At 69.5% G+C, this 26,783-nt stretch carries 26 protein-coding genes; 20 read left to right on the top strand and 6 right to left on the bottom strand.

What is annotated here, in order from left to right; translation table 11 throughout:
- Positions 1–146: 146 nt before the first annotated feature.
- From dctP to NVS83_RS00265, 3 genes are all read left to right on the top strand, one after another.
- Positions 147–1,175 (top strand): TRAP transporter substrate-binding protein DctP, encoded by a 1,029-nt coding sequence (gene dctP / locus NVS83_RS00275; RefSeq protein WP_258737534.1) that lies wholly within the window; start codon positions 147–149, stop codon positions 1,173–1,175.
- A 92-nt stretch (positions 1,176–1,267) separates the two neighbouring features.
- Entirely contained in the window at positions 1,268–1,777 is a 510-nt protein-coding gene (locus NVS83_RS00270) for a TRAP transporter small permease (RefSeq protein WP_258731427.1), read from the top strand.
- The gene (locus NVS83_RS00265) at positions 1,774–3,075 is read left to right on the top strand and encodes a TRAP transporter large permease (RefSeq protein WP_258737533.1); all 1,302 of its coding nucleotides are present in this window, start codon (positions 1,774–1,776) and stop codon (positions 3,073–3,075) included. Before NVS83_RS00270 ends, NVS83_RS00265 begins: the two co-directional genes overlap by 4 nt.
- 50 nt (positions 3,076–3,125) lie before the next feature.
- Here NVS83_RS00265 and NVS83_RS00260 read toward each other — a convergent pair whose 3' ends face one another.
- A complete protein-coding gene (locus NVS83_RS00260; RefSeq protein WP_258737532.1) occupies positions 3,126–4,109 on the bottom strand; it encodes a D-2-hydroxyacid dehydrogenase family protein in 984 nt (327 codons plus the stop codon).
- Positions 4,110–4,494: 385 nt separating this feature from the next.
- Here NVS83_RS00260 and NVS83_RS00255 point away from each other — a divergent pair, with 385 nt between their 5' ends.
- The gene (locus NVS83_RS00255) at positions 4,495–5,817 is read left to right on the top strand and encodes an ABC transporter substrate-binding protein (RefSeq protein WP_258737531.1); all 1,323 of its coding nucleotides are present in this window, start codon (positions 4,495–4,497) and stop codon (positions 5,815–5,817) included.
- Between the two features lie 39 nt (positions 5,818–5,856).
- Positions 5,857–6,966 (top strand): ABC transporter ATP-binding protein, encoded by a 1,110-nt coding sequence (locus NVS83_RS00250; protein ID WP_258737530.1) that lies wholly within the window; start codon positions 5,857–5,859, stop codon positions 6,964–6,966.
- Between the two features lie 12 nt (positions 6,967–6,978).
- Here the strand turns inward: NVS83_RS00250 and NVS83_RS00245 are convergent, their stop codons facing one another.
- Positions 6,979–7,908: a dihydrodipicolinate synthase family protein gene (locus NVS83_RS00245; RefSeq protein WP_258737529.1), complete on the bottom strand. Its 930-nt coding sequence runs from the start codon at positions 7,906–7,908 to the stop codon at positions 6,979–6,981.
- 187 nt (positions 7,909–8,095) lie between these two features.
- Here NVS83_RS00245 and NVS83_RS00240 point away from each other — a divergent pair, with 187 nt between their 5' ends.
- Positions 8,096–9,244 carry a mandelate racemase/muconate lactonizing enzyme family protein gene (locus NVS83_RS00240; RefSeq protein WP_258737528.1) on the top strand — a complete coding sequence of 383 codons (1,149 nt, stop codon included), beginning with the start codon at positions 8,096–8,098 and terminating at the stop codon, positions 9,242–9,244.
- 24 nt (positions 9,245–9,268) lie between these two features.
- Here NVS83_RS00240 and NVS83_RS00235 read toward each other — a convergent pair whose 3' ends face one another.
- Positions 9,269–10,141 carry an alpha/beta fold hydrolase gene (locus tag NVS83_RS00235; RefSeq protein ID WP_258737527.1) on the bottom strand — a complete coding sequence of 291 codons (873 nt, stop codon included), beginning with the start codon at positions 10,139–10,141 and terminating at the stop codon, positions 9,269–9,271.
- A 194-nt stretch (positions 10,142–10,335) separates the two neighbouring features.
- Between NVS83_RS00235 and NVS83_RS00230 the strand changes: the two genes are divergently transcribed.
- Positions 10,336–11,367, top strand: coding sequence for a 2-hydroxyacid dehydrogenase (locus NVS83_RS00230; RefSeq protein WP_258737526.1), 1,032 nt, complete (start codon positions 10,336–10,338; stop codon positions 11,365–11,367).
- Positions 11,354–12,118 (top strand): SDR family NAD(P)-dependent oxidoreductase, encoded by a 765-nt coding sequence (locus NVS83_RS00225; RefSeq protein WP_258737525.1) that lies wholly within the window; start codon positions 11,354–11,356, stop codon positions 12,116–12,118. Before NVS83_RS00230 ends, NVS83_RS00225 begins: the two co-directional genes overlap by 14 nt.
- A 24-nt stretch (positions 12,119–12,142) precedes the next feature.
- Here the strand turns inward: NVS83_RS00225 and NVS83_RS00220 are convergent, their stop codons facing one another.
- The 3 genes from NVS83_RS00220 to NVS83_RS00210 form a co-directional block, all read right to left on the bottom strand.
- Positions 12,143–12,979 carry an oxidoreductase gene (locus NVS83_RS00220; protein WP_258737524.1) on the bottom strand — a complete coding sequence of 279 codons (837 nt, stop codon included), beginning with the start codon at positions 12,977–12,979 and terminating at the stop codon, positions 12,143–12,145.
- 160 nt (positions 12,980–13,139) lie between these two features.
- The gene (locus NVS83_RS00215; protein ID WP_258737523.1) at positions 13,140–13,919 is read right to left on the bottom strand and encodes a Crp/Fnr family transcriptional regulator; all 780 of its coding nucleotides are present in this window, start codon (positions 13,917–13,919) and stop codon (positions 13,140–13,142) included.
- A gap of 177 nt (positions 13,920–14,096) precedes the next feature.
- Positions 14,097–14,855 (bottom strand): IclR family transcriptional regulator, encoded by a 759-nt coding sequence (locus tag NVS83_RS00210; RefSeq protein WP_258731442.1) that lies wholly within the window; start codon positions 14,853–14,855, stop codon positions 14,097–14,099.
- 205 nt (positions 14,856–15,060) lie between these two features.
- Between NVS83_RS00210 and NVS83_RS00205 the strand changes: the two genes are divergently transcribed.
- From NVS83_RS00205 to NVS83_RS00150, 12 genes are all read left to right on the top strand, one after another.
- Entirely contained in the window at positions 15,061–16,065 is a 1,005-nt protein-coding gene (locus NVS83_RS00205) for a peptidyl-alpha-hydroxyglycine alpha-amidating lyase family protein (RefSeq protein WP_258737522.1), read from the top strand.
- 55 nt (positions 16,066–16,120) lie between these two features.
- Positions 16,121–17,101: a peptidyl-alpha-hydroxyglycine alpha-amidating lyase family protein gene (locus NVS83_RS00200; RefSeq protein ID WP_258737521.1), complete on the top strand. Its 981-nt coding sequence runs from the start codon at positions 16,121–16,123 to the stop codon at positions 17,099–17,101.
- Between the two features lie 107 nt (positions 17,102–17,208).
- Positions 17,209–18,183 carry a Bug family tripartite tricarboxylate transporter substrate binding protein gene (locus tag NVS83_RS00195; RefSeq protein WP_258737520.1) on the top strand — a complete coding sequence of 325 codons (975 nt, stop codon included), beginning with the start codon at positions 17,209–17,211 and terminating at the stop codon, positions 18,181–18,183.
- A gap of 149 nt (positions 18,184–18,332) precedes the next feature.
- Complete coding sequence (locus NVS83_RS00190) at positions 18,333–18,836, top strand: tripartite tricarboxylate transporter TctB family protein (protein WP_258737519.1); 504 nt, start codon at positions 18,333–18,335, stop codon at positions 18,834–18,836.
- A gap of 3 nt (positions 18,837–18,839) precedes the next feature.
- Positions 18,840–20,333: a tripartite tricarboxylate transporter permease gene (locus NVS83_RS00185; RefSeq protein WP_258737518.1), complete on the top strand. Its 1,494-nt coding sequence runs from the start codon at positions 18,840–18,842 to the stop codon at positions 20,331–20,333.
- A 42-nt stretch (positions 20,334–20,375) separates the two neighbouring features.
- Complete coding sequence (locus NVS83_RS00180) at positions 20,376–21,173, top strand: SDR family NAD(P)-dependent oxidoreductase (protein WP_258737517.1); 798 nt, start codon at positions 20,376–20,378, stop codon at positions 21,171–21,173.
- Positions 21,174–21,351: 178 nt separating this feature from the next.
- Positions 21,352–22,353: a dihydroxyacetone kinase subunit DhaK gene (locus tag NVS83_RS00175; RefSeq protein ID WP_258737516.1), complete on the top strand. Its 1,002-nt coding sequence runs from the start codon at positions 21,352–21,354 to the stop codon at positions 22,351–22,353.
- Positions 22,350–22,964, top strand: coding sequence for a dihydroxyacetone kinase subunit L (locus NVS83_RS00170; RefSeq protein ID WP_258737515.1), 615 nt, complete (start codon positions 22,350–22,352; stop codon positions 22,962–22,964). Before NVS83_RS00175 ends, NVS83_RS00170 begins: the two co-directional genes overlap by 4 nt.
- A gap of 152 nt (positions 22,965–23,116) precedes the next feature.
- Positions 23,117–24,118, top strand: a complete 1,002-nt coding sequence (locus NVS83_RS00165) for a peptidyl-alpha-hydroxyglycine alpha-amidating lyase family protein (protein WP_258737514.1) — start codon at positions 23,117–23,119, stop codon at positions 24,116–24,118.
- 41 nt (positions 24,119–24,159) lie between these two features.
- A complete protein-coding gene (locus NVS83_RS00160) occupies positions 24,160–25,086 on the top strand; it encodes a carbohydrate ABC transporter permease (protein ID WP_258737513.1) in 927 nt (308 codons plus the stop codon).
- A complete protein-coding gene (locus NVS83_RS00155; RefSeq protein ID WP_258737512.1) occupies positions 25,083–25,964 on the top strand; it encodes a carbohydrate ABC transporter permease in 882 nt (293 codons plus the stop codon). The genes NVS83_RS00160 and NVS83_RS00155 overlap by 4 nt, the downstream gene beginning before the upstream one ends.
- 79 nt (positions 25,965–26,043) lie before the next feature.
- Positions 26,044–26,718, top strand: a complete 675-nt coding sequence (locus NVS83_RS00150) for an aspartate/glutamate racemase family protein (protein WP_258737511.1) — start codon at positions 26,044–26,046, stop codon at positions 26,716–26,718.
- Positions 26,719–26,783: the final 65 nt, after the last annotated feature.

Below are 26,783 nucleotides of genomic sequence, written 5' to 3'. Positions count from 1 at the left end.
ATGATATAATAATATAAATAGCGGCCTACCCCAACGTTCCCTCGCCGGAATGACGCTCACGCCATGTCGAACGCCGGTGGACATCGCACGCTGCCGCCGAGCAACGGCGCTGCCCGCCCGGGCCGCAGGGAGGAAAGGAAACCCAGATGAAGAAGCTGCATGCGCTCATGCTCGGCGTCGGCGCCGCCCTGGTCGCCGCCCCTGCGCTCGCCCAGGAGCCGATCACGCTCAAGATCTCCTACCAGTTCCCCGAGCATCACTTCGTGACGCTCGGCTGCATCAACCCCTTCATCGAGGGGGTCGAGAAGCGCGTGCCCGGCAAGGTGACGTTCCAGCGCTTCCCCGCCGAGCAACTCGCCAAGGCCTTCAACCAGCTCGATTCGGTGCGCAACCGGATCGCCGACATCTCGATCCACAATGCCGGCTACACGCCGCAACTCACCCCGCTCACCACCTTCCTCGAGCTGCCGGGGATGTATTCCTTCGACGACACGATGAAGGCCCAGCGCGCCTTCGAGAAGCTCGCCAAGGACGACCTCGCCAAGACCGAATACGCCAAGATCGGCGTCGTGCCGGTCTGGGTTTTCGTCACCTCGCCCTACCAGTTCCAGATGGTGACCAAGGAGCCGACCACCAGCATCGACCAGCTGCGCGGCAAGAAGCTGCGCGTGCCGGGTGCCGGCGCCGAGATGGCGCTGAGCGCGATCGACGCGGTGGGCGTGCGCGTGCCCGCCTCCGACCTCTACCTCGCGCTTCAGCGCGGCACCGTCGACGGCTCGATCATCTCGACCCAGGCGCTGCCGGCCTACAAGCTCGACGAGGTGCTGGGCTCGATGTCGACCAATGCGAGCTGGGGCGGCTCGCCCTTCATCGCCCCCATGCGCAAGGACCGCTGGGACGCCCTGCCCGACGATGTCCGCCAGGCGATTTCCGAAGCTGGCCACGAGGCGGGCGAGAAGTGCGTCGAAACCTATATGCGGCTCGAAATCGAGGAGCACGAGCGGCTGCGCAAGCTCGGCAAGACCGTGTTCGCGCTGCCCGAGCCCGCGCTCAAGGAGCTCGACACGGCGCTGCAGCCGGTGGTCGACAACTGGCTGGCGCAGATGGACCAGCGCTCGCTCGACGGCAAGGCGGTGATCGCCAAGTTCAAGAGCAACCTCGCGGCGGAAGACTGAACCCTTAGCGCGACGGCGGGTGCCGCGCGGCGGGCGCCCGCCGATGGCGAGGCCGGGGTACGCCCATCCCCGAACATTCCGGAACACGAACGATGCTTGCACTCATCCATCGCGTGCTCGACCTGCTCGAGCGCGCCCTGATGACGGTGGCGGGCTGCATGCTGGTGGTCATGCTGTGCTCGCTGACCATCGATGCCGCCGGCCGCTACCTCTTCCACCACCCCCTGCCCGGCAATTTCGAGTTCACCGGCTATTTCTCGATGGTGATGCTCGCCTTTCTCGCCCTGCCGCGGAACTACACCACCGGCGGGCACATCCAGCTCGACGTGCTGAAGCCGTGGCTGCGGCGGGTGCCGCTGCGCCTCAGCGAGCGGCTGAACGCGCTGCTGGCGGCGGCGGCGTTCGGCATCGTCACCTGGTACGCCGGCATCGAGGCGCTGCACAAGATAGAGATGCGCGAGACCACGATCGGCATCGTGCAGATGCCCGTCTACATCAGCTTCATCTGCTTTCCGCTGGGATGCCTCGTCCTGACATTGCGTCTGGCGGTCGAGATCTTCTTCCCCGAAGAGCACCGGCAAGTCGAGGACATCGAACTGTGACCGCGATCGTCCTCATCGTTACCGTGCTTCTTCTGATCCTGCTGCTCAACGGCATGCCCGTCGCCTTCACCATGCTGGTGGCAGGCGGCGTCGGGGTCTACCTGGTCGCGGGCTGGGACACGATGGCCGGCGTCATGAGCACGGCGCCCTATGAGCAGGTGGCGAGCTACACGCTGTCGACGCTGCCCATGTTCATCCTGATGGCGGAGTTCCTCACCGCCGGCGGCTTCACCGCCGACATCTTCCGCGCCTTCTACAAATGGTCCGGGCATATGCGCGGCGGGCTCGCCTATGCGGTCATCTTCGGCGGCGCGATGCTCGCCGCCATCTCCGGCTCGAGCAGCGCGGCGGCCGGCACGCTCGCGGGCGCGGCACACCCGGAGATGCGGCGCTACGGCTACGACGATTCCTTCGCGACCGGCGTGATGGCGATGTCGGGCACGCTGTCGATCATGATCCCGCCGAGCATCGCGTTCATCATCTTCGGCATCATCACCGAGACCTCGGTCGGCGCGCTGCTGCTGGCCGGCATCCTGCCCGGCCTGCTGACCGCGCTCGGCTACGTGCTCGCGATCCGCCTGTCGCTCTGGCGCAATCCGGCGCTGGCGCCCACCGCGCCCGGCCGGTTCCCGCTGCGCGAGCGGGTGGAGACGCTGTCCACAGTCTGGCCGGTCATGCTGCTGATGATCATGCTGCTGGCCGCCATCTACAGCGGCGCCGCCACGGTGACCGAAATCGGCGCGGTGGGCGCGGCGGCGGCGCTGGTGATCGCGCTCGCCATGCGCCGCATGACGCTGCGCAGCTTCGTGAAGGCGGTCACCCACGGCACCCGCAACAGCGCGATGATCCTCGCCATCATCGCCGGCGCGTCGGTGTTCGGCATCTTCGTCACGCTGAGCGGCGTGCCGCAGATGCTGGTGCAGGCGGTGGAATCGGCCGGGGTCGACCGCTGGGTCGTGTTCTCGATGATCCTGGTGCTGCTGCTGATCCTCGGCTTCTTCCTCGACCAGCTCGCGGTGATGGTGCTGACGCTGCCGATCATCTTCCCGCTGCTGCTGCGGCTCGGCTTCGAGCCGATCTGGTTCGGCGTCATCCTGGTGAAGACGGTGGAGATCGGGCTGGTGACGCCGCCCATGGGGCTGAACTGCTTCGTGGTCTCGAGCGTCACCGGCGTGCCCGCGCACAAGGTGTTCCGCGGCATCTGGTGGCTGGTGCTGGTCGACATGCTGGTGCTGCTGGCGCTGATCCTGTTCCCGCAGATCTCGCTGACCATTCCCCGATGGGCCGGCGCGATGTGAGCGCGGCACCCCGCCGGGCCGGCACCGCCGGCCCGGTATCGGCCCGCCGGTCAGGCCGCAACGGGCATGCCGGCGGAAGCGGGCATCAGCCGGACCGGCGCGCCGTCGAGAAAGGCCAGCGCGTTCTCCACCGACTGCCGGTAGAACACCTCGAAATTCTCCTCGACGCAGTAGCCGAGGTGCGGCGACAGCACGACGTTGGGCGCGCTGAGCAGCGGATGGCCGGCCGGCAGCGGCTCCTCGTCATAGACGTCGAGCCCGGCCAGCAGCGTACCCTCGTTGAGCCGCGCGATGAGGGCCGGCGTGTCGACCAGCGGGCCGCGCGAGGTATTCACGAGGATGGCGCCGGGCTTCATCAGCGCCAGCTCCGCCGCACCGATGATGCCGCGCGTCTGCGGCGCCAGCACGAGGTGCAGGCTCACCACGTCGGCGGTGCGCAGCAGCTCTTCCTTGGAGGCGTAGGCCACGCCCGCCTCGGCCGCCCGCTCGGCGGTGAGGTGCGGGCTCCAGGCGATGACGCGCATGCCGAGCGCGGCGGCATAGCCGGCGACCATGCGCCCGAGGCGGCCGAGCCCGATCAGGCCGAGCGTGCGCCCCTTGAGCGAGATGCCCGGCGCGATGCCGGACTGGAAGGTGCCCGCGCGCACCGAGGCGTCGCCGGCCGCCACCCGCCGCGCGGCGGTGAGCATGAGGCACAGGGCGAGCTCGGAGGTCGATTCCCCGCCCTCCCCGGATTCGGTGCGGCAGACCACCACGCCGCGCGCCTCGAGCGCCGCCACGTCGACCGAGAGGTTGCGCATGCCGGTGACGTTGAGCAGGCGCAGGCGCGGCAGCCGGGCGGTCAGGCTGGAGGGAAAGCGCGTGCGCTCGCGCAGGGTGAGGAGGATGTCGAACGGGGCGAGGCGCTCGGCGAGCTGCGCCTCGTCCTTGAGGCTGTCATGGAAGAACGTGATCTCGGCCCGCGCCGCGAGCGCCGACCAGTCGGTGCATTGCGCAGCGATGCGCTGCCAGTCGTCGAGTACCGCAACCTTCATCCCGTCCTCCCGAAACCTGCGGCGATGTCCGCCGATGCCGGGCACGATTGTCCGCCGCCGGCCGATGAGCAAGTCAATCGCAAGTCATGCCCAGTAAGTCATTCCCGCCGCGGCCCTACGGGACGGCGGGACGGCGCGGCGCGGCCGCCCGCGAGGCGGCGCCGGACGTCCTCGCATAGCCGTCCGATACCGCCGCCCGTGTCGGCCAGACGACATTAACGCCCGGGCGATCCGCTTATTTTCCTCGCGCCTTTACTGCGAAGAGGGCCGCCGGCGAGCCGCGGCGACCGGCCCCGACACGAGTTGCCCCGATGCGACCTTTCGCACGCGCCCGACGGCGCGGCGGAACATGCGGCCGAACCAGAACAATGACCCGGAGGAAACGATGACGACCAACGCACGCGACGATAGTCAACGCCCGAGCCGGGCTACCGGCCCTTCGCTTTCGCGCCGCGAGGTGTTCGGCCTCGCGGCAGGGGGCGCGGCGGTGCTGGCCACGGCCAAGCGCGCCGATGCGCAGGTGGCCGCGCCCGCCGTGCGCAAGAAGGTGAAGCTCACCTACTGGAACTGGGCGGACAACCCGAACCACCAGAAGATCTCGGTCGATTCGGTCGACATGTTCAACAAGTCGCAGGACTTCATCGAGGTCGCGCTCGACGCCAACATGGCAGTGATGGAGGCGCGCAAGAAGCTGGTGGTCTCCTACGCCGCCGGCGCGCCGCCGGATGTCATCAACACCATCCAGTACTGGGTGCAGGACTATTTCGACAACGGCATCCTCGAGCCGATCGAGGACCGCTTCAACGCATGGGACGAGAAGTCGGACTTCTTTCCCAACGTCATGGAGCAGACCCGCTCCAAGCCGGACCAGCCCTTCCTCTACCTGCCCCAGACCAGCATCCCCTATTTCCTCTACTACCGGGCGGACTGGTTCAACGACGCCAATCTCAAGCCGCCGGAGACCTATGACGAGCTGATCGCCGACGCCAAGGCGCTGACGAAGGCGCCGGACCGCTACGGCTTCGCCATGCGCGGGCAGACCGCCTCGGCGATCCAGGTGATCTTCCCGATCTGGGCCAGTGCCGGCGTGCAGTTCGCCACCCCGGACGGCACGGTGGACTTCGATTCACCCGCCGCGATCGAGGTGACCGACAAGTGGCTCGGCATGGCGCTGCGCGACCACTCGGCCCAGCCGACCGCCGCCACCGATGGCTATCGCGAACTCTACGCACTGATGGAGAAGGGCCGCTGCGGCATGTGGTTCTACGGCCCGCATGCGAGCCCGGCGCTGATGACCGCGCTCGGCGACAAGATCCAGGGCACCCAGAACCCGCGCGTCGGCGACAAGCACTACATGATCGCCAATCCCGAGGGCCCGATGATGGTGTCGAGCTGCAAGGAGAAGGAGGCGGCGTGGGAGTTCATGAAGTTCATCGCCAGCGGCGACGCGGCGATGCTCTTCACCGCCAACCGCATGGTGCCGCCGGTACGCACCTCACTGTCGAAGCGGCCGGTGTTCCAGGACAACCGCTTCATCCGCATGTCGCTCGACCATCTCGATACCTGGTGGACCCCGCCCTACGCGCACGAGTACTGGACCAACTTCCAGGACAAGATCCCGCCCTACTGGCAGGAGGCCGTGCGCGGCAACATCACCGCCGCCCAGTTCAACCAGCAGGGCGCCAAGCTGCTGCGGGGCGAGGCGTGAGGCGCGGCTGCGAGGGGCCCCGGGGATCGACGGTGACACATGGCTGAAGTCAACCTTCAAGGCGTCGTCAAACGGTTCGGCGACCACGACGTGGTGCGGGGCATCGATCTCAACATCGCGGACGAGGAGTTCGTCGCGCTGGTCGGGCCTTCCGGCTGTGGGAAGTCGACCACGCTACGCATGATCGCCGGGCTGGAGGAGGTCTCCGAAGGGCTTATCACCATCGGCGGGCGCGACGTCACCGACGTCGCGCCGAAGGACCGCGACATCGCCATGGTGTTCCAGAGCTACGCGCTCTACCCGCACATGACGGTGAAGGAGAACATGTCGTTCGGCCTGCGCCAGCAGCGCGTGCCGCGCGCGCTGATCGAGGAGCGCGTCGGCGAGGCGGCGCGTATCCTCAACATCGAGGACCTGCTGGCGCGCAAGCCGAAGCAGCTCTCGGGCGGGCAGCGCCAGCGGGTCGCCATGGGCCGCGCCATCGTGCGCCAGCCCAAGGTGTTCCTGTTCGACGAGCCGCTGTCCAATCTCGACGCCCAGCTGCGCGTGCAGATGCGTACCGAGATCAAGCGGCTGCGGCACAAGGTGCGCACCACGACTGTCTATGTGACGCACGACCAGGTGGAGGCGCTCACACTCGCCGACCGCATCGTGGTGATGAACAAGGGGCGGATCGAGCAGATCGGCACCCCGCACGAGCTCTACCACACCCCGGCCACCGACTTCGTGGCCGGATTCATCGGCTCGCCCTCGATGAACTTCGTGCCGGCCGAGCTGGTCGGCGGGCCGGACGGGCCGGCGCTGCGCCTCGGGGCGGAACTCAGCCTCGACCTGCCGGCCGACCGCCGGCACTGCTATGGCCGGCTCGCCGGGCGCTCCGACCTGCTGCTCGGCCTGCGGCCCGAGCACATCGTCGTCGCCCGCCAGCCGCTGCCGCCCGGCCATGCCGTGTTCGACGCGCTGATCGACATCGTCGAGCCGGTGGGGCTGGAGAGCTTCGTCTATTTCCGCCTGGCGGGCACGGAGTTCTGCGCCCGGCTGCCGCCCGACAGCGGGGCGCGGGAAGGCCAGCCGCTCGGCCTCGCCGCCAACCTGAACCAGATGCACATCATCGACACCAGCACCGGCCGAGTGATGGGGCGCTCGTGAAGGACGAGCCGCCTACAGGCGCGCCCGCCCGTCATGGCGGGCGAGGCGGGCCAGCAGGTAGTCGACCTCGTCCCGCGCGGCGGGAGTGAGCACGGAGCCGGGCTTGCGCTGGGCGTCGCTGGCGATGAAGCCGCGGCGCATCAGCACGTATTTGCGCACCGCGAGGCCCACGCCCTGCTGCTGCTCGTAGCGCAGCAGCGGCAGATGGGCGTCGAACAGATTGTGCGCCTCCTCGCGCAGCCCCTCCTTCTGCAGCCGCACCACGTCGGCGAGCATCTCCGGGAAGGCGTAGCCGGTCATGGCGCCGTCGGCGCCGCGCTCCATCTCGAAATCGAGGAACAGCCCGCCATTGCCGGTGAGGATCGAGAGCGGGCGCAGCGAGCCGTCCTTCTGGAAGCCGCGCAGCGCCGAGATCTTCTCCAGCCCCGGCCAGTCCTCGTGCTTCAGCATCACGCAGGAAGGGTTCTCCTCGACGATGCGGCGGATGACCTGCGGGGTCATCTGCACCGTCAGGGTGAGCGGATAGTCCTGGATGACGAACGGAATATCGGTGCCGATCGCCTCCACCGCCTGCCGGTAATAGCCCGTGATCTGGTCGTCGGTGCGCAGCGCCGGCGGCGGGGCGATCATCACGCCCGCGGCCCCGCGCTCCATCGCCGCCCGGGCGAGCGCGCGCATAGCGGCGAAGCCCGGCGCCGAAACGCCGACGATCACCGGCAGCTCGCCGAAACCGTCGATGAAGCGGGCGGTGATGGCGAGCGCCTCGTCCGGCTCCAGCTTGGGCGCCTCGCCCATGATGCCGAGCACGGTGACCCCGGTCGCGCCGGCGGCGAGATAGCGCTCGACCAGCCGGTCCACCGAGGCGAAGTCGACCGCGCCCAAGGGCGTGAACGGGGTCGGCGCGATCGGGAACAGGCCGGAGGCGGTGGCGTCGAGCAGCATGAGGCGGGTCTCCCTTCGGCGAGCATCGCACGTTAGCGGGCGCCATCCGAGAGCGGTGTCGGCAAAACGACAAGTGCTTCGGGCCCCACGCACCCGGCCGGGATAGCGCTTGTCCGGTGGGCGACAGCCGCCGCTTCGCGCGCACGCTAGCGTCCGGCGAGGATGGATACCGGGAGGGCGCCGCGCCGTGAAGATCACCGACATGCGCGTCCACCCGCTGACGGCCCGCTTCGACAAGGTGCGCTGGACCGCGCACGAGCCCTTCGACACCGCGCAGCTCGTATTGGTCGAGATCCGCACCGACGAAGGGCTCGTCGGCATCGGCGAAATCTCGACCGGCCCGCAGGCGAGCGTGTGCGCGCTGCTCGACATGATCGCGCCGGTGCTGACCGGCCTCGACCCGCTGGCGCCGGAGGAGATCTGGAACCGGCTGTTCGCCGTCACGGTGCCGCGCCCGGGCGGCAGCGGCCCGTGGGACGCCCGGCCGCTCCCGCTGCCGCGCAACCAGCGCCCGCAGTTCATGGCGGCGATGGCGGGCATCGACATCGCGCTGTGGGACCTGCGCGGCAAGGCGGCGGGGCTTCCCGTGTTCCGGCTGCTCGGCGGCAGCCGTACCGACGTCTTCACCTATGCGGTCGGCGGCTTTTACGTCGAGGGGGAATCCCCGCTCGCCTGCGCCGACGAGCTCGCCTCCTTCGTCGCCGACGGCTTCCGCGCGGTGAAGCTGAAGACCGGGGCCCTCTCGCTCGCCGACGAGGTGGCGCGGGTGCAGGCGGTGCGCGCGGCGATCGGGCCCGACGTGCTGCTGATGCTGGACATGAACGCCCCCGTCGATATCGAGGGCTGCATCCGCTTCGCCCGCGCGGTCGAGCCTTACGACATCTTCTGGCTGGAGGAGCCGCTGCACTGGTACCTGCAGCCCTCCGACTTCGCCCGCGCCGCCGCCCGCTGCCCGATCCCCCTCGCCCATGGCGAGCGCGAGTGGCACCGCTTCACGGTGCGCGAGTTCATCGATTGCGGGGCGCTCGGCTATGTGCAGTTCGACTGCACCCGCCATGCCGGCTTCAGCGAGGCGCTGCGCATCGCCCGCTACGCGGCGATGAAGGGGGTGATGGTGGCCCCGCACACGGCGGCTCACCTGCACGCGCATCTCGTCTCCGCACTCGGCGACGCCGCCTTCGCCGCCGAATCGGTAGGCGACTCGGACATGCACCCGATCCACCACCGCATCTTCCACGGCGGCGCGCGGTATCGCGACGGCCGGGTGCACCTCACCGAGGCGCCGGGCTTCGGGCTCGAGGTCGACTGGCGGGCGGTGGAGGCGCTGAAGGGCTGAGGCCGCTCCGCCCTCGCCGAGCGGTCAGACGAAGAAGGCGCGAAAGCGCGCCAGCGTCTCCTCCGGCACCTCCTCGGGAATGAAGTGTCCGCTGACCACCGGCCCGCCCTCCACATGGGTGGCATAGTCGCGCCAGACGGCGAGCGCGTCGTTGAACACCGCCTGGGTGTGGCTGCGCACGCCCCACATGACCATCAGCGGCACCTCGACCTTGCGGCCGAAATCGGCGTCGTCCATGTCGAGGTCGACGGTGGCGCAGGCACGGTAGTCGGCGCAGGACGCCATGATCATCTTCGGCGTGAAGCAGCGCACATATTCGGCCCACGCCTCCTCGTCGAACACGCTGCGCGTATTGCCCGGCAGCACCATCATCTTGGTGAGGAACTGCTCGGGCGGTACGGCGGCCATCATCGCCTCCGGCAGGCCGCCGGGCTGCGGCATGAACACCCAGTGCCAGGACTTCAGCGCCCAGGCGCGCGAGGCGTTGTGCCAGACATGGCGGCTCGGCAGGATGTCGAGGATGGCGCATTTGGCGACCACCTCGGGATAGTCCTGCATCATGCGGTGCGCGGTGCGCCCGCCCCGGTCGTGGCCGGCGAGGAAGAAGCGCTCATGGCCGAGGGCGCGCATCACCTCGATCTGGTCCTGCGCCATGGCGCGGAACGAATAATTGGCGCAGTCGGCGTCCGGCTCCGGGGCCGAGCTGTCGCCATAGCCGCGCAGGTCGGCCGCCACCACGTGGTAGTCCTCGGCGAGCTCGTTGGCGATCTTGTGCCAGCACACATGGGTCTGCGGGTTGCCGTGCAGCAGCAGCAGCGGCGGGCCCTCGCCGCCGTGCCGCACGCGGATCCGCGCGCCGCTGGTATCGATAAAGGTGTCGGCAAATCCCTCGAACATGGCTGGTCCCACGCAATCGCGTCCGCGCCGGCGAGACTAGCGCCTCGGCCGGCGGGCGATGTCGCGCAGGCGACAGGCCGGGAAGAAGCCCGCCGCTAGGCTCGCAGGATGCCGTCACATGCGGGCCGGCGAGCACCGGGGGGAGACGATGATGCGGACAGGCCCGGCGGCCCCGGCGGGGGACGACTGACGCGATGCCGCCCTCCCCGACAACGGTGCGCCTCGCCTGCCTCGGCTTCGTCTTCGACCGGCATGCGCAGGCCGTGATCCGGCAGGGCGCGCCGGCCGGCTTCGAGCTCGCCTTCGCCGAGCGGCCGCAGGACATGAGCGAGGCGATGCTGGCGGCGAGCGAGGTGCTGCTCGTCACCGCGCCGGTCACAGACGCGATGATGGCCTGCGCCCCGTGCCTGCGCTTCATCCAGAAATGGGGCACCGGCTACGACAAGATCGACACCGAGGCCGCCCGGCGGCGCGGCATCGCGGTCGCCATCACCGCCGGCGTCAATGCCGACACCATCGCCGAGCACGCGATCGCGCTGATGCTGGCGACGCTGCGGCGGATCCCGCTCGCCGACCGGGCGCTGCGCGAGGGCCGCTGGATTTCCGGAGAGATACGCCCGGTCGGCCAGCGGCTCTATGGCAAGGCGGTCGGCATCGTCGGCTTCGGCAATATCGGCCGCGCGGTCGCCCGCCAGCTTCGCGGCTTCGACGGCGAGGTGCTCTATTTCACCCGCCGCGGCCCGGTGGCCGGAGAACTGGCGCATGGCGCGCGCTTCGTCCCGTTCGAGGAGCTGCTGGCGCAGAGCGACATCGTCACGCTCCACTGCCCGGGCGGAGCCGCCAATGCCGGCATGATCGATGCCGCCGCGCTGGCCCGCATGAAACCGGGCGCGACGCTCGTCAACGCGGCGCGCGGCGACCTGGTGGTCGAGGCCGACCTCGTCGCGGCACTGAGGAACGGCCGGCTCGCCGGTGCCGGCCTCGACGTCTTCGCCGAGGAGCCGCTGCGGGCGGATTCGCCGCTGCGCGGCCTCGACAATGTCGTGCTGACCCCGCATTCGGCGGGCAGCCTGATGGACGACGTGCCTATCATGGCGGCCCACGCCTTTCGCAACATCACCGCATTCCTGGGCGGCGAGGCCCTGCCGGCGCGCGACGTCATCGTGCCGCCGGCCGCGCCGCGCGCGCCCGTCAGCAGCAAAGGCCGAGACGATGATACTCGATGATCTCAAGGGAGCCCGCGTCCTCGTCACGGGCGCCAGCTCCGGCATCGGGCTGGCGGTGGCACGCGCCTTCGCCGAGCACGGTGCGGCCGTGGCGGTGCACTATTTCCACAACGAGGCGCCGGCGCGGGCGCTGGTCGATGAACTGACCGCGGCGGGCGCGCGGGCGATGCTCGTCTCGGGCGATGTGAGCCGGGCGGAGGAGGCGCAGGCCATGGCCGGGCGCGCGATCGCCGGGCTCGGCGGGCTCGACATACTGGTCAACAATGCCGGCGGGCTGAGCGACATGGTGCCGCTCACCACCTATGACGGCGCCGGCTATGACCGGCTGATGGACCTCAATGTCCGCTCGATCCTCGCCGTGACCCAGGCCGCGCTGCCGGCGCTGCGCGCCTCCGGCCGGGGCTCGGTGATAAATACCGGCTCGGTGGCGGGCCGCAATGGCGGACGCGTTGGCTCGGCCATCTATGCCGCAGCCAAGGCCGCGGTGCATTCGCTGACCCGCAGCATGGCGCAGGAGTTCGCCAGGGACGCGATCCGCGTCAACGCCGTCGCGCCGGGCCTCATCCTCACGCCGTTCCACGACGGCACGCCGCCCGAGCGGCTCGAGGCGGTGAAGGCGGCGGTGCCGCTGAACCGGCTCGGCGTTCCGCAGGACTGCGTCGGCGCCTATCTCTTCCTCGGATCGACGCAGATGAGCGGCTACACCACCGGCGCGATCCTCGACGTCAATGGCGGGCGCGTGATGGCCTGAGAGCCACCGGCGCCGCGCGCGGCGTCAGCGGTCGTCGGCGCCGAGCGTGACCGCCTCCCAGGCGGCGAAATCGGCCTGCATCGAGGCGAGCTTGTCGCGCGCGTTCTGCAGCGCCAGCCTGCCGAGCAGCAGGCGCGCGGGCGGCTTGTCGGCGGTCACGGCGGCGAGCACGGCCTGCGCCGCCTTGATCGGGTTGCCGGGCGCCGTCGAGGGATGGGAGATCGCCCGCAGCCGGGCGCCGACCGTCGCCTCATAGTCGGCGATCCTGCTCTCCTCGCGCTGCACGGCGGTGCGGAACTCGGTGCGGAACGGGCCGGGCTCGACCAGCAGCACCGTGATGCCGAGATCGGCCACCTCCTTCGCCAGCGCGTCCGACAGCCCTTCAACGGCAAACTTGCTGGCCGCGTAGTAGCCGGTGCCGGGATTGCCGGAGATGCCGGCCATGGAGGAGAAGTTGACGACGAAGCCGCTGCGCTGCGCGCGCATGACCGGCAGCACGCGGCGGATCAGGCCGGCGAGGCCGAAGACATTGGTCTCGAACATCGCACGGATCGCGCCGTCCTCGCCCTCCTCGACCGAGCTCTGGTATCCGTAGCCGGCATTGTTCACCAGCACGTCGATCCGCCCGAAGCGCTCCAGCGTGCGCGCGACCGCCTCATCGACCTGCGCCGCGTCCCTCACGTCGAGCGGCACAGCGAGCGCCTGCTCCTCGAAGCCCTGGACGAGATCGGCCACCTTGGCAGGATCACGCGCCGTCGCCACCACCTTCCAGCCGCGGGCCAGCACCTGCTTCACCAGCTCGCGGCCGAAGCCCGAGGAGCAGCCGGTAATGAACCAGACAGGCGCGTCGTGATCGGCCATCGGGAGTCTCCGTGCGGGTGTATGCGGGCCGGCCGGCGCGCGGCGCCGGGCCGGAAGGCCGCAGCCTAGGCCGATGCGCGCGCCGCCACTGTCGGACGCACGACAATCTCCCGCCCCGACGCCGCCCGCGAGCACGGGCGGCAGGCGCGCTGCGGAGCCCTCAATGCCGCTCGCTGGTGCGCAGCGGCGGGTCGGCGAGGCGGCCGGCGGTCGGGTTGCAGGGAATGAACAGCCGCCGCCCCTCGCGGCGGATCTCGCCGGCCTTCTCCAGGCCCGTCAGCAGCGTGGTCACGCTCTGGCGCGAGGCGCCGATCATCTCGGCGATCTCCTGATGGGTCAGCCGGCCGTCGATCTCGATCTCCTCGCCGCGGTCGATGCCGTAGAGCGCGCCGAGATGGCGCAGCGCCAGCGCGATGCGACGCTCCACCGTGGTCTCGGCAAGGATCTGGATCACCTTCTTGAGCTGCTCGGCCTTGAACTCGGCGATCGCCAGCACGCAGCGCAGCGCATGGGCCGAGCGTTCGGTGAGCTCGACGAGCTGCTCGCGCCCGATCCACAGGACGCGGCTGTCCTCCAGCGCCTGCGCCGACCAGCAGTGATTGCCGGCCCATCGGGTGCAGCCATGGGCGCCGACCAGCATGCCCTCCCGACAGTAGGAGGTGGTGAGCGAGCTGCCATTGTCGTGGATGTAGTGAACCTTCACCGTCCCGCGCAGCACGATGAACAGGTTCTCCGAGCGGTCGCCCTGAAGGTAGAGCGCCTGGTTCTTGGCGAGGCACTTGGCGACCGAGCGGGTGAGGAGGAAGTTCCTGTCCTCCAGCCGCAGCATCTCCATGAAGCGGGGATAGGGCAGGTTTCCGTTGCGGTCCATGTTGACCTTCACGTCGTGAAGGATGTCCGCACCGGTGGACGGCGCATATCCGATGGTGCTGGTTTCCATTGGCGTTTTCCTAGGCGGATTTATATATATTTTGATTTGTTCCGCTCGTTGCTTACGCGCGGCCGGATGGTTCGAACCTTCCTTTTGGGAATGGCTCCGTTTCCTCCTGACTGAGCTTAGGTCGAGCGGGCGCGATTTCGCAAGGACGTCGTCCGACGGGGCGCGCCGCAGGCCGGCTCAGAAATTCGGCTTGGCGCCGATCTGCTGCGAGATGATCAGGGCGGTCTGCGTCAGCCCCTCCACCAGCCCGGCGAGTTGCTCCTCGCGGAAGCGGAAGCCGGGAATCTGGAAGCCGACGCTGCCGATCACGTCGCCCTGCGGGCCGAAGAACGGCACGGCGATGCCGATCGAATTGAGCGTGCGGTGCGAGCGCGACAGGGCGAAGCCCTCCTTCAGCGTCGCCTCCAGTGCCGCCCGCACTTCGGCCGGGTCCAGCACCTCGCCGCGGATGTTGGTCGTGGTGCAGGTGGCGATGGCGGTGTCGATCTCCTCCGGGCTCAGATGCGCCAGCAAGGCGCGGCCGGAGGCGCCCCACACCAGCGGGTCGCGACGGTTGAGCTCGACGATGTAGCGCATCGGGTCCTGCGGCGAGGCGGCCTGCGCCGTATACATGCGAAGCTGCCGGCGCTCGAGGATGGTCAGCATCGAGGTTTCGTTGAACTGGCGCGTCAGCGCGTCGAGCAGCGGCTCGGCGATCTCGGCGAAGGGCATCTTGCCGCTGAGCCGGCCGACGATGCGGTAGAGCTCCATGCCCGGCGAGAAGTTGCCATCTGTCTGTTCGGCGAACTCGTGCTCGGCCAGCTTGCGCAGCAGCCGGTGCGTGCTGCTGACCGGCCATCCCAACAGGTTGGCGGCCTGCTTGGCGTTGAGATGCGGGTAGTCCGACAGCAGGCTGACCAGCCTCAGCACGCGGTTGATGGCGCCAATCTCGTTCATGGCCAACACGTTAGCCCAACGCTCCGGCGCTCACAACGTGACCGGGGCGCCGTCGCGATGCTGTCCCGCTTTGCGTTTGACCGTGCGGCATTCCGCTGCCATATTCCGTTGAGTTGGATTTAAAACTCACTGAGTGAGATGACCGGCGGGCGAACTCGAGGCGAGATCGAACCCGTTCCGGCACAGGGCAGGACGGACGCGCAGCATGGACGTGCAGGACAGCAGGCCCGCGGAGAGCGTCGACGGCCCCTTGGTGCTGGGCACCGGCCGCTTCCGCTACGAGCCGCTCGACGACTGGATGAGCCTGCCGGAGCACGTCGTGCTCGGCGAGGTGGCGGCGGTGGCGGTGGACGCGCGCGACCGGGTCTACGTGTTCAACCGCGGCGCCCACCCGATGGTGGTGCTCGGCCCCGACGGCGGCTTCCTCGATAGCTGGGGCCAGGACCTGTTCACCAAGCCGCACGGCCTGCATATCGGCTCCGACCAGAGCATCTACTGCACCGACGAGGGCACCCACACCGTGTGCAAATGTACGCTGGAGGGACGGCTATTGATGCGCATCGGCGTGCCGGGCAAGCCCGCCCCGCGCATGAGCGGACGCCCGTTCAACCGCTGCACCCACACCGCACTGGCGCCGAACGGCGACATCTACGTCTCGGACGGCTACGGCAACGCCGCCGTGCACAAATTCAGCCCCGACGGGCGGCATCTGCTGAGCTGGGGCCGCTCCGGTTCGGGGCGCGGCGAGTTCAACCTGCCGCACAACATCCATTGCGACGCGGACGGCCTCGTCTATGTGGCGGACCGCGAGAACCACCGCATCCAGATCTTCGACAGCGAGGGGCGCTACCAGACGCAGTGGAACAACCTGCACCGGCCGAGCGCGATGTACATGACCGACGGCCCCTGCCCGCTATGCTTCGTCGGCGAGATCGGCCCCTACATGACGCATATCCGCGACAACCCGAATCTCGGCCCGCGCATCAGCATCCTCTCGAACGGCGAGGTGGTCGGCCGCCTCGACAGCCATGGCGGCCCGGGCACGGGTATCGGCCAGTTCACCTCGCCGCACGGCATCGCGCTCGATTCGCGCGGGGACATGTATGTGGGCGAGGTCACGACCTCGTCCTGGCCCTCGCTGTTCCCCGGGCGGCCGCTGCCCGACAAGCTCAACTCGCTGCGCAAGCTCCGACGGATCGTGGAGGAGTAGCCGGTCCGACCACGCGACAACCGGCGCAAAGACGCCGGAACACAAGGCCTGGGACATGGAAACGCTGGAACAGAACATCGTACTGGGTACCGGCACCTACCGCTACGAGCCGCTCGCCGACTGGGCGAAGCTGCCGCCGGGCTGGGCCCTCGGCGAGGTGCCCTCGGTCGCGATCGACGCCCGCGACCGGGTCTATGTGTTCAACCGCGGCGAGCGGCCGCTGATCGTGTTCGACCGCGAGGGAAACGTCCTCGATAGCTGGGGCGAAGACCTCTTCACCAAGCCGCACGGGCTGCATATCGGTCCCGACCAGACCATCTACTGCACCGACGAGGGCACCCACACCGTCACACGCTGCACGCTGGACGGCCGGGTGCTGCTGCGCATCGGCACGCCGGACCAGCCCTCCCCGCGCATGAGCAACCGACCGTTCAACCGGCCGACCCACACCGCGCTGGCGCCGAATGGCGACATCTACGTCTCCGACGGCTACGGCAACGCCGCGATCCACAAATACGATCCCGACGGGCGCTATCTGATGTCGTGGGGCACGTGCGGCTCGGGGCCCGGCGAGTTCAACCTGCCGCACAAGATCGCCTGCGACGACGACGGCTGGGTCTATGTCGTCGACCGGGAGAACCACCGGATGCAGGTGTTCGACGGCAATGGCCGCTACGAGACGCAGTGGAACAACCTGCACCGGCCCGGCGGCATGTGCATGGTCGGGTGCACCGACCCGCTGTTCTTCCTCGGCGAGCTGCCGCCCCATCTCGCGCATAACCGCGACTATCCCAATCTCGGCCCGCGCATCAGCATCGTGCAGAACGGACGGCTGGTGGGGCGGCTCGACAGCCATGAGGGCGCGGGCAACGGCCTCGGCCAGTTCACCTCGCCGCACGGGCTAGCGGTGGATTCGCGCGGCGACCTTTATGTCGGGCAGGTCACGCGGAGCACCTGGCCGCTGCTCTTCCCCGGCCGCCCGCTGCCCGAGCAGCCGACCATGCTGAAGAAGCTGCGCCGGCTGCCGGAAGCCTGACGCGGCAGCCGCGCCCGCTACAGGCGGAGCACCGACGACACGACGCCAAGGACGAAAAGCGGCCGCCGACCAACAAGCCGCAAGCCAAGGGAAAAAGGGAGACAAACATGAGGAAGGCACTGCTTCTTGCGCTGACGGGCCTGTTGGCCTGCACCGGCGTCGCATCCGCCGACGACTTCCCCCAGAAGGGCAAGCCGATCACCTTCGTCGTGCCCTCGACGGCCGGCGGCGGCGCCGATACCGCCGCGCGCCTGCTGGGGCCGCTGCTGGAGAAGGATCTCGGCGTGCCGGTGGAAGTCGTCAACAAGCCCGGCGCCTCGATGCAGATCGGGCTCGGCTATGTCGCGACCGCCAAGCCGGACGGCCAGACCATCGCCCTGCTGGTGCTGCCGACCGCCGCCAGCGGCTATCTCGACACCGAGCGCAAATCGCCGTTCGGGCGCGACAGCCTGGTGCCGATCGGCCTCTATTACGGCGCCCCGTTCGGCATCGTGGTGACGAGCTCGAGCCCCTTCAAGACGCTCAAGGACGTGGTCGACGCCGCCAAGGCGAAGCCCGGCAAGATCAAGGCCGGCACCAGCGGCTTCATGGCGACCGGCCATTTCGCGGCACTGGCGTTTGAGAACGGCACCGGCACCAAGCTCGCGACGGTGAATTTCCAGGGCGGCGGGCCGCAGCTCACCGCGCTGATGGGCGGGCACACCGACGTGTCGATGAACTCGATCGGCGAGCTCGTCACCCAGCAGAAGTCCGGCGCGCTGCGCATCCTCGCGGTGATGAGCGACAAGCGTGACCCGAACCTGCCGGACGTGCCGACCGTCGGCGAGGCGGGCTATCCCGAGATCGGCGCCATCGGCTCCGACATCGGCCTCGCCGCCCCGGCGGGTACGCCGCAGGCGGTGATCGACCGGCTGACGCTTGCGCTCAAGACGGCGATGGACGACCCGACCCTGAAGGAGCGGATGACCGAGTACGGCAACACGCTGAGCTATCTGCCGCCGGCCGAATATGCCGCCTTCTGGGACAAGGTCGACGCGCGCTTCAAGCCGCTGATCGAGGCCGCGCGCAAGCAGGGCCAGTAGCGCTTCCGCCGGCGCCGGACGTCCCGTCGGGCTTCGCGATGGGGCGGTCCGGCTGCCGCCGGACGGCATCGCTCCCGTGCCCGGAGGGCCGGATCGGCGATGACCGCCCCCCGTGCGCAGCGCGCTCATCCCCGAACACAGGCGACGTGATGACGACACAGCGGGTCTACCAGATCACTTCGGTGGCAATCTTCATCCCCAGCGTGATGCTGGTGCGCGGCGCGCTGGAGCTGCACTACTACACGCCCATGGGCCCCGGCCCCGGCTTCTTCCCGTTCTGGCTGGCGCTGATCCTGGCGCTGCTCTCGGTGATCACCTTCCTCGAGGCGACCTTCGGCGAAGCGGCGCGCGAGCTGGCGCGCGGCAACACCGATTTCGCGAGCGACCGCGCCGGCCTGTTCCGGCTGGTGACGCTGCTGCTCGCCCTCGCCGGCGCCGCCTTCTTCCTGGAGCGGGTCGGCTACGGCGCCACCATGTTCGTGATGAACGCCGTGGTGCTGTGGGCGCTCGGCACGCGCAACCCGCTGACCATCCTCGTCGTCGCGGCGGTCGGCAGCTTCGGCATCGAATACGTCTTCAGCCACTGGCTGAACGTGCCGCTGCCGAGCGAGGATCTGCCCGGCCTGTGTCCTTCCTGGCTGTGCGGAGCCTAGCGCGTGGAAACCTTCCTGCTTCTCATCGGTGGCTTCGCCGACGTCCTGCATCCGGGCAATCTCGCCTACGCGCTGATCGGCTGCGTGCTCGGCACGCTGATCGGGGTGCTCCCGGGCATCGGCCCGGCGGCGGGCACGGCCATCCTGATCCCGGTCACCGCTACGCTTGACCCGACCGGCTCCATCATCATGCTCGCCGCCATCTATTATGGCGCGATGTATGGCGGCACCATCACCTCGGTGCTCATCAACACGCCGGGCGAGGCGGCCTCCGCCGTCACCTGCCTCGACGGCTACGCCATGGCGAGGCTCGGGCGCGCCGGGCCGGCGCTGTCGGTGGCCGCCATCGGCTCCTTCATCGGCGGCACCATCGCCACCATCGGGCTGGTGTTCCTGGCGCTGCCGCTCACCCGGCTCGCCCTCACCTTCGGGCCGCCGGAGATCTTCGCGCTGCTGCTCATCGGGCTGGTGCTCGTCACCTCGCTCGCCAGCCAGTCCATCACGAGGGCGCTGATCGCGGCGACCATCGGGCTGCTGCTGGCGCAGGTCGGCATCGACCCGATCATGGGGATGCAGCGCTTCACCTTCGGCCAGCTCGAGCTGATGGACGGCCTTCCGATCGTGCCGGTGGTGATGGGCCTGTTCGGCATCGCCGAGATCCTGCTCAGCATCGAGCGGCCGCTGACCGCGATGTTCGCGCCGCCGGTCGGCTCGCTCTACATGTCGCGGCAGGACGTGCGGCGCTCCGCCGGTCCGGTCGCGCGCGGCACGCTGATCGGCTTCATGCTCGGCCTGATCCCGGGGCTCGGATCGATGATCCCGGCCTTCCTGTCCTATGCGGTGGAGCGCCGGATCTCCAAGCACCCGGACGAGTTCGGCCGCGGCGCCATCGAGGGCGTGGCCGGGCCGGAGACGGCCAACAACGCCTACGCCAACGCCGCGCTGATCCCGCTCTTCACCCTCGGCATTCCGGGCTCGCCGACCACCGCGATCCTGATGGGCGCGTTCATGATCAACGGCTTGGTGCCCGGCCCGACGCTGTTCATCGAGCACGCGCAGTTCGTCTGGGCGGTGATCGCGAGCCTGGTGGTCGGCAACCTGATCCTGCTCGTGCTCAACCTGCCGCTGATCCCGCTCTGGGTGGCGATGCTGCGCGTGCCCTACCCGATCCTCGTCGTCATCGTCCTCGCCTTCTGCGTGGTCGGCGCCTACAGCCTCAGCAACCAGACTTTCGACATCGGCGTGATGCTGGCGTTCGGCGTCGCCGGCTACCTGATGAAGAAGGTCGACATTCCCGCCGCGCCGCTGATCCTCACCATGATCCTCGGCCCGCTGCTGGAAAGCGCGCTGCGCCAGTCACTGGAAATGTCGGGCGGCGACTTCATGATCTTCTTCGACCGGCCGCTGTCGACGGCGCTGATCGTGCTCGCCTTCGCGGTGCTCGCCATCTCGTCGCTGAAGACGTTCAACCAGGTCAAGGTCGACGCCGAGGCGTGAGCGCCCGGCTGCGCCCGGCGCAACGAAGGGAAGGAGACGAGGGTGGATCTGGAACTGACCGGGAAGGTGGCGGTGATCACCGGCGGGGGCGAGGGAATCGGGCGCGCCGCCGCCGAGCGCATCGCCGCCGAGGGCGGCAACGTCGTCATCGTCGGCCGGCGCGCGGGGCTGGTCGAGGCGACGGCGGAGGCGATCAATGCGCGCGGCGCGGGCACCGTTCTGCCCTTCGCCTGCGACATCACCGAGGAGGGCGCCGCCGAGCGCATCGTCGGCGCCGCGCTCGCCCGCTTGGGGCGGGTGGACATATTGGTGAACAATGCCGGTACCTCGCTCGCCAAGCCGTTCGAGCAGACCACGCGGCAGGAATGGATGAGCGATTTCGACGTCAAGGTGTGGGCGGCGCTCGACCTGATCCGGGCGGTGATCCCGCAGATGCGCTCGCTCGGCGGCGGGCGCATCATCAACGTGACCGCCATCGCCGGACGCGCGCCGCGGGCGGGCTCGCTGCCGACCTCGACCGCGCGGGCGAGCGGCATCGCCGTCACCAAGGCGCTGTCGCGCGATCTCGCGCCCGACAACATCCTCGTCAACACGGTGTGCATCGGCTTCATCAAGAGCGGTCAGCACGAGCGGCGCTACCACCGCCAGGGCCTCGCCGCCGAGGGCGCGGCGCTCGACGCGCTCTATGCCGAGGACGCGCAAAAGCGCGACATCCCGCTCGGGCGCGTCGGCGAGTCGAGGGAGGCCGGCGACGTCATCACCTTCCTCGCCTCGGCGCGGGCGAGCTACCTCACCGGCGTCGCCATCAACATCGACGGCGGCACCTCGCCGGTAGTGTGACCCGCCCCGAGGGCCGGATACGCACCTCCCGTCTGTCGCCCGGGCGACATTCGGCGCTCCGGCGCCTCGCTAAATTGCCGCGCGCCGTGCCCGGCCGGCCTTTCGCCGGCCGACCCGTCCCGCGCGACGAGCGCGGGAGGGCACGATCCCGATCCGCCTGCCCGCGAAGGAGCCCCTCGTGAAGAAGCTGATGAATGCGCCGGACGCCTATGTCGACGAGATGCTCGAGGGCCTGTGCGCCGCCCACCCGACGCTGGTGCGCACCGGCGAGCGCGGCCGGGTGATCCGCGACGCGCGCGCGCCGAAGAACGGCAAGGTCGGCATCGTCTCGGGCGGGGGCAGCGGCCATCTGCCCCTCTTCACCGGCTATGTCGGGCGCGGGCTGATCGATTCCTGCGCCATCGGCGAGGTGTTCGCCGGCCCGGCCGTAGGCGACTGCGTGGAGGCGATCAAGGCGGCCGACGGCGGGCGCGGCGTGCTGCGCCTCTACGGCAATTATGGCGGCGACCGGATGAATTTCGACCTCGCCGGCGAGCTGGTCGAGGAGGAAGGCATCCGCACCACCACCGTGCTGGGCTGCGACGACATCGCCAGCGCCGCGCCCGAGGAAAGCGCGAAGCGTCGCGGCGTGGCCGGCCTCATCCTCGCCTACAAGGCGGCCGGCGCGGCGGCCGAGCAGGGCGCGGATCTCGACGAGGTGACGTGCATCGCCGCCAAGGCGGTGGAGCGCATGCGCACCATCGGCTGCGCGCTCTATCCCTGCCAGGTGCCCGGCGCCGCCGAGCCGACCTTCACCATCGGCGAGGACGAGATGGAGATGGGCATGGGCATCCATGGCGAGCCCGGCATCTGGCGGCGCACGCTCGCCCCGGCCGACGAGGTCGCCGACGAGATGCTGGAGCGCCTGCTCGCCGACCTGCCGCAGGCGCATCAGGAGCGGGTCTGGGTGCTGGTCAACAGCCTCGGCGCCACCTCGCTCGACGAGCTCTTCATCATCTACCGGCGGGTGAAGGCTGGGCTCGACCAGCGCGGCATCACGGTGCTGCGGCCGCTGGTCGGGCACTACGCGACCTCGATGGAAATGGCCGGCTGCTCGCTCAGCCTGATCGGCGTCGACGACGAGCTCGACGCGCTGCTGCGCGCCCCGGCCGACTGCCCGTTCTGGAGGAACCAGCCGTGAGCGTGACGACGACCGGGTTCGCGGCCCTGCTGGCGCGGGTCGCCGCCATCGCAGCGGAGCGCGAGCAGGAGCTCAACAAGGCCGACGGCAAGCTCGGCGACGGCGACACCGGCATGACGCTTCGGCGCGTCTTCGCCAAGGCGGCCGAGGCGGTGGCCTCACCGCCGGCCGACTATGGCGACTTCTTCAAGCGCGCCGGCATGGCGGCGAGCGGGGCGACCGGCTCCAGCCTCGGCTCGCTGGTCGCCTTCGTGTTCCTCGCCTTCGGCAAGGGCTATGCCGGCCGCACCGAGCTCTCGGCGGGCGACGTCGCTGCCATGCTCGGCCTCGCGCGCGAGACCATGCTGGCGCGCGGCGGCGCGGCGCTCGGCGACAAGACGGTGGTCGACATGCTGGCCGCCATCGAGGAGGCGCTGCGCGGCGCGGGCGACTTCGCCGGCATGCCAAAAAGCGCGCTGGCAGCGGCGGAGACGACGCTCGACGACTACCGCGCGCGGCCCAACCGGGTCGGACGCGCGCGCATGTTCGCCGACCGCTCGGTGGGCCTCGACGATCCGGGCATGCTGGCGGTAGCGCTGATCTGCCGCGACCTCGCCGCCCCGACGGCCTGATCGAAAGCGCGATCCGCTCGCCGGCGGCGTCCGAATGTCGCCCGCGCGACAGCCGCGCCGCGCCGAACCGCTAGCTTCCGGGGATCGTCGCCGGCAGCGGGCGGGGCCCGCCCGAAGGCCCGGCGGGAACGGCGCAATCCAGAGGACGGGGTATGAGTTACGGCGCGCACCGCTTTGAGTTCGACGTTGTGCGGGGATGGGAGCAGCTTCCCGAAGGCTGGTCCTTCGTCGAGGTCGCCGGCGTCGCGGTCGACTCGCGGGACCGGGTCTACGTGTTCAATCGCGGCGAGCACCCGGTCATCGTGTTCGACAAGGAGGGGCGCTTCCTCGACGCCTGGGGCGAGGGCGTCTTCGCCAGCCCGCACGGCATCTACATCGACAAGGACGACCAGCTCTACCTGACCGACGACGCCGACCACACGGTCCGCATCTTCGACGCCGACGGCAACTTCAAGATGATGCTGGGCGAGCCCGGCGTCGCCTCGCAGACCGGCTACGAGATCGGCGTCAGCCCGGTGCTGTTCGGCGGCCAGCCCTTCAACCGGGTCACCAATGTCGCCAAGTCGCCCAATGGCGACCTCTATATCAGCGACGGCTACGGCAATGCGCGCGTCCACCGCTTCTCCGCCGAGGGCCGGCACCTGGCCTCCTGGGGCCAGCCGGGCACCGGGCCGGGCGAATTCAACCTCGTGCATGCGGTGGCGGTCGACAGCTCGGGCCGGGTCTATGTGTGCGACCGGGAGAATTCGCGGGTCCAGATCTTCACCGCCGACGGCGTGTTCCTGAACGCGTGGGACTGGGTCGGCCGCCCCAACGACATCTTCATCGACGACCAGGACTTCATCCACATCGCCGAGCTCGGCTGGGCCAAGCCCGTTGGCTACCACGTCCACGACAAGGCCTGCCGCTGCCCGCCGGCCGGGCACGACCCGGTGGCGCGCGTCACCGTGTGCGACCCGGACGGCAAGGTTGTCGCGCGGTTCGGCGGCCACAAGCCGCTGCTGCCGGGCAACTTCATCGCCCCGCACGGGCTGTGGTGCGATTCCTGCGGCGACCTCTACGTCGGCGAGGTGGTGGTGCGCGGCGGCGCGGTCGACCTGCTCGCCCCCCTCACCCCGCACTGCTTCCAGAAATTCAAGCGATCGGGCGTGTAGATGATCACGCGCGCCCGACCCAACGCCCGCGGAGGCCGGCAATGAGCGACATCCCGATCGCGACGGTTGCGACGACCCGGCGCCGCCGGAAGCGCATCGACCTGTTCCCCTACATGCTCATCGCGCCGATCTGCCTGTTGCTGGCGGCCGTCACGGTCTACCCGACCCTGAAGGCGGTGGAGCTGGCGATGACCAACGCCTCGCTGCTGCGCCTGCAGCGTGCGGCCTTCATCGGGCTCAACAATTTCCGGCGCATGCTGGACGACCAGGTGTTCCTCGACGGGCTGTGGCGCACGCTGCGCTGGGACCTCGCCGTGGTCTCGCTGGAGCTCGCCATCGCGCTGCCGATCGCGCTGTTCCTCAACCTCAACTTCCGCGGGCGCGGCTTCGTGCGGGCGGCGATGATGGTGCCCTACATCACCCCGCCGGCCGTGGTGGGCCTGCTGTTCCTCTACATGTTCGACGGCAATTTCGGCGTGGTGAACGACCTGCTGGTGCGCGCCGGGCTGATCGACAACTACGTCGCCTGGATGAGCAGCCCGCTCGCCAGCTTCTGGATCGTGGTGTCGGCCATGGTCTGGTACGGCGCGCCGCTGATGGCGCTGATCCTGCTCGCCGCGCTGCAGACGATTCCCGGCGAGCTCTACGAGGCGGCGCAGGTGGACGGCGCCAGCCGCTGGTCGCAGTTCGTCAGCATCACCATCCCGCACATCCTGCCGACCATCTTCTTCCTCGTGCTGCTGCGCATGATCTGGATGTCCAACCACATCGACATGATCTTCGTCATGACCGGCGGCGGGCCCGGCTTCAGCAACCACACCGAAGCGGTCTACAGCTTCATGCTGACCAACCAGTTCCAGATCGGCTACGCCTCGGCCATCGCCGTGGTGCTGGCGGCGATCCTCATGTTCGTCTCGGCCTTCTATGTGCGCCACCTCGCGCGCAACGTGCTGGTGAACGCGTCATGAGCGCCGCGCCCCGCACCATCCGCCGGCGCCGCTCGCAGGCGCCCCGCCGCGCGCTGATCGGGCTCGGCGCCTTCGTCGTGCTGTTCTACTCGCTGGCGCCGCTGATCTGGATCTTCATCGCCTCGATCACGCCCGAGCACACCGCCGACTTCGACCGCGCCTGGCTCAGCAATCGGCAGGTGACCTATTTCCCGGAGGCGCCGACGCTGGCGAATTACGGCAGCCTGTTCGAGGCGGTGCCGTTCGGCATGTATTTCCGCAACAGCACCATCATCGCCGGCGGCAACATGCTGCTGACGCTGGTGATCGCCAGCCTCGGCGCCTATGGCTTCGTGCGCTTCCGCTTCTTCGGGCGCTCGTCCTTCCTAGTGGCGACGCTGGTCGCCTACACCATCCCGAGCGTGGTGCTGCTGGTGCCGCTGCTGGTGATCTTCCGCACCTACGGGCTCAACAACACTCATCTCGGCATGATCCTCGCCGAGGCGACGCATTCGGCGCCCTTCGTGCTGCTGCTGCTCATCAACTATTTCTCGACCCTGCCGCGTGACCTCGACGAGGCGGCGCAGGTCGACGGCTGCGGCCGGCTGAAGGTGCTGTGGCGGATCATCATCCCGCTGTCGCTGCCGGGACTGGTGGCCGGCGGGCTGCTGGCCTTCATCATGACCTGGAACAACTTCCTGTTCGCCTTCCTGCTGACCTCCACCGCCGAGGTGAAGACGCTGCCGGTCATTATGCGCCAGTTCGCGCTCGGCGAGCCGGCGGTGTGGGGCGTCAGCGCGGCGGGGGCGATCGTCAGCACCCTGCCGGTGGCGCTGATCTTCCTGCTGTTCCAGCGCATGCTGATGAGCGGGCTCGCCGCCGGCGCGGTCAAGGGATGACCGGCCGGCACCCGCGCATGGAACAGCCAACGTGCAGTGGCCCGCGCGCATCGGTGCGCGCCGCCCGGGAGAATCGGACATGACATCGCCGCGCATCGTCCTCCTGCATGCGACGCCGGTCGCGATCGATCCGGTGCTCGCGGCCTTCGCGCAGGGCTGGCCGGAGGCCGAGCTCGTCAACCTGCTCGACGACGCGCTGTCGGCGGACCGGGCGCGCGAGGCAGACCTCGGCGAGGAGATGATCGAGCGCTTCGTCACCTTCGCGCGCTACGGGCACCGCATCGGCGCAGACGGGCTGCTCGTCACCTGCTCGGCCTTCGGCCCGGCGATCGAGCGCGCCGCGGCCGTGCTGCCGGTGCCGGTGCTGAAGCCGAACGAGGCCATGTTCGAGGCCGCGCTGGCGCAGGGCGACCGGATCGGCATGCTGGCGACCTTCGCCCCCTCCATCGGCACGATGGAGGACGAGTTCGCCGAGGAATCGGCCCGGCTGCGGCCCTCCGCCGCCCTCACCACCGTGCTGGTGCCGGACGCGATCGACCTGCTGCGCAAGGGCGACGCCGACACCCACAACCGGCTGGTGGCGCAGGCCGCGCCCCGGCTCGGCGGCATGGACGCGGTGATGCTGGCGCATTTCTCCACCTCCCGCGCCGCGCCGCTGGTGCGCGAGCGCCTCGAAGTGCCGGTGCTCACCGCCCCGGGCGCGGCGGTCGCCAAGATGAAACGGCTGGTGACCGGCGCGCAGGCGGCGGCCTAGGGGGACGCGCGGCATGCTGATCAGGGTGATCGCCGACGATGTCACCGGGGCGCGTGTGTCCGTCG

The organism is Ancylobacter mangrovi (assembly GCF_024752335.1).
GTDB classification, from domain to species: domain Bacteria; phylum Pseudomonadota; class Alphaproteobacteria; order Rhizobiales; family Xanthobacteraceae; genus Ancylobacter; species Ancylobacter mangrovi.
This window is presented reverse-complemented; position numbering and strand designations above follow the sequence as displayed.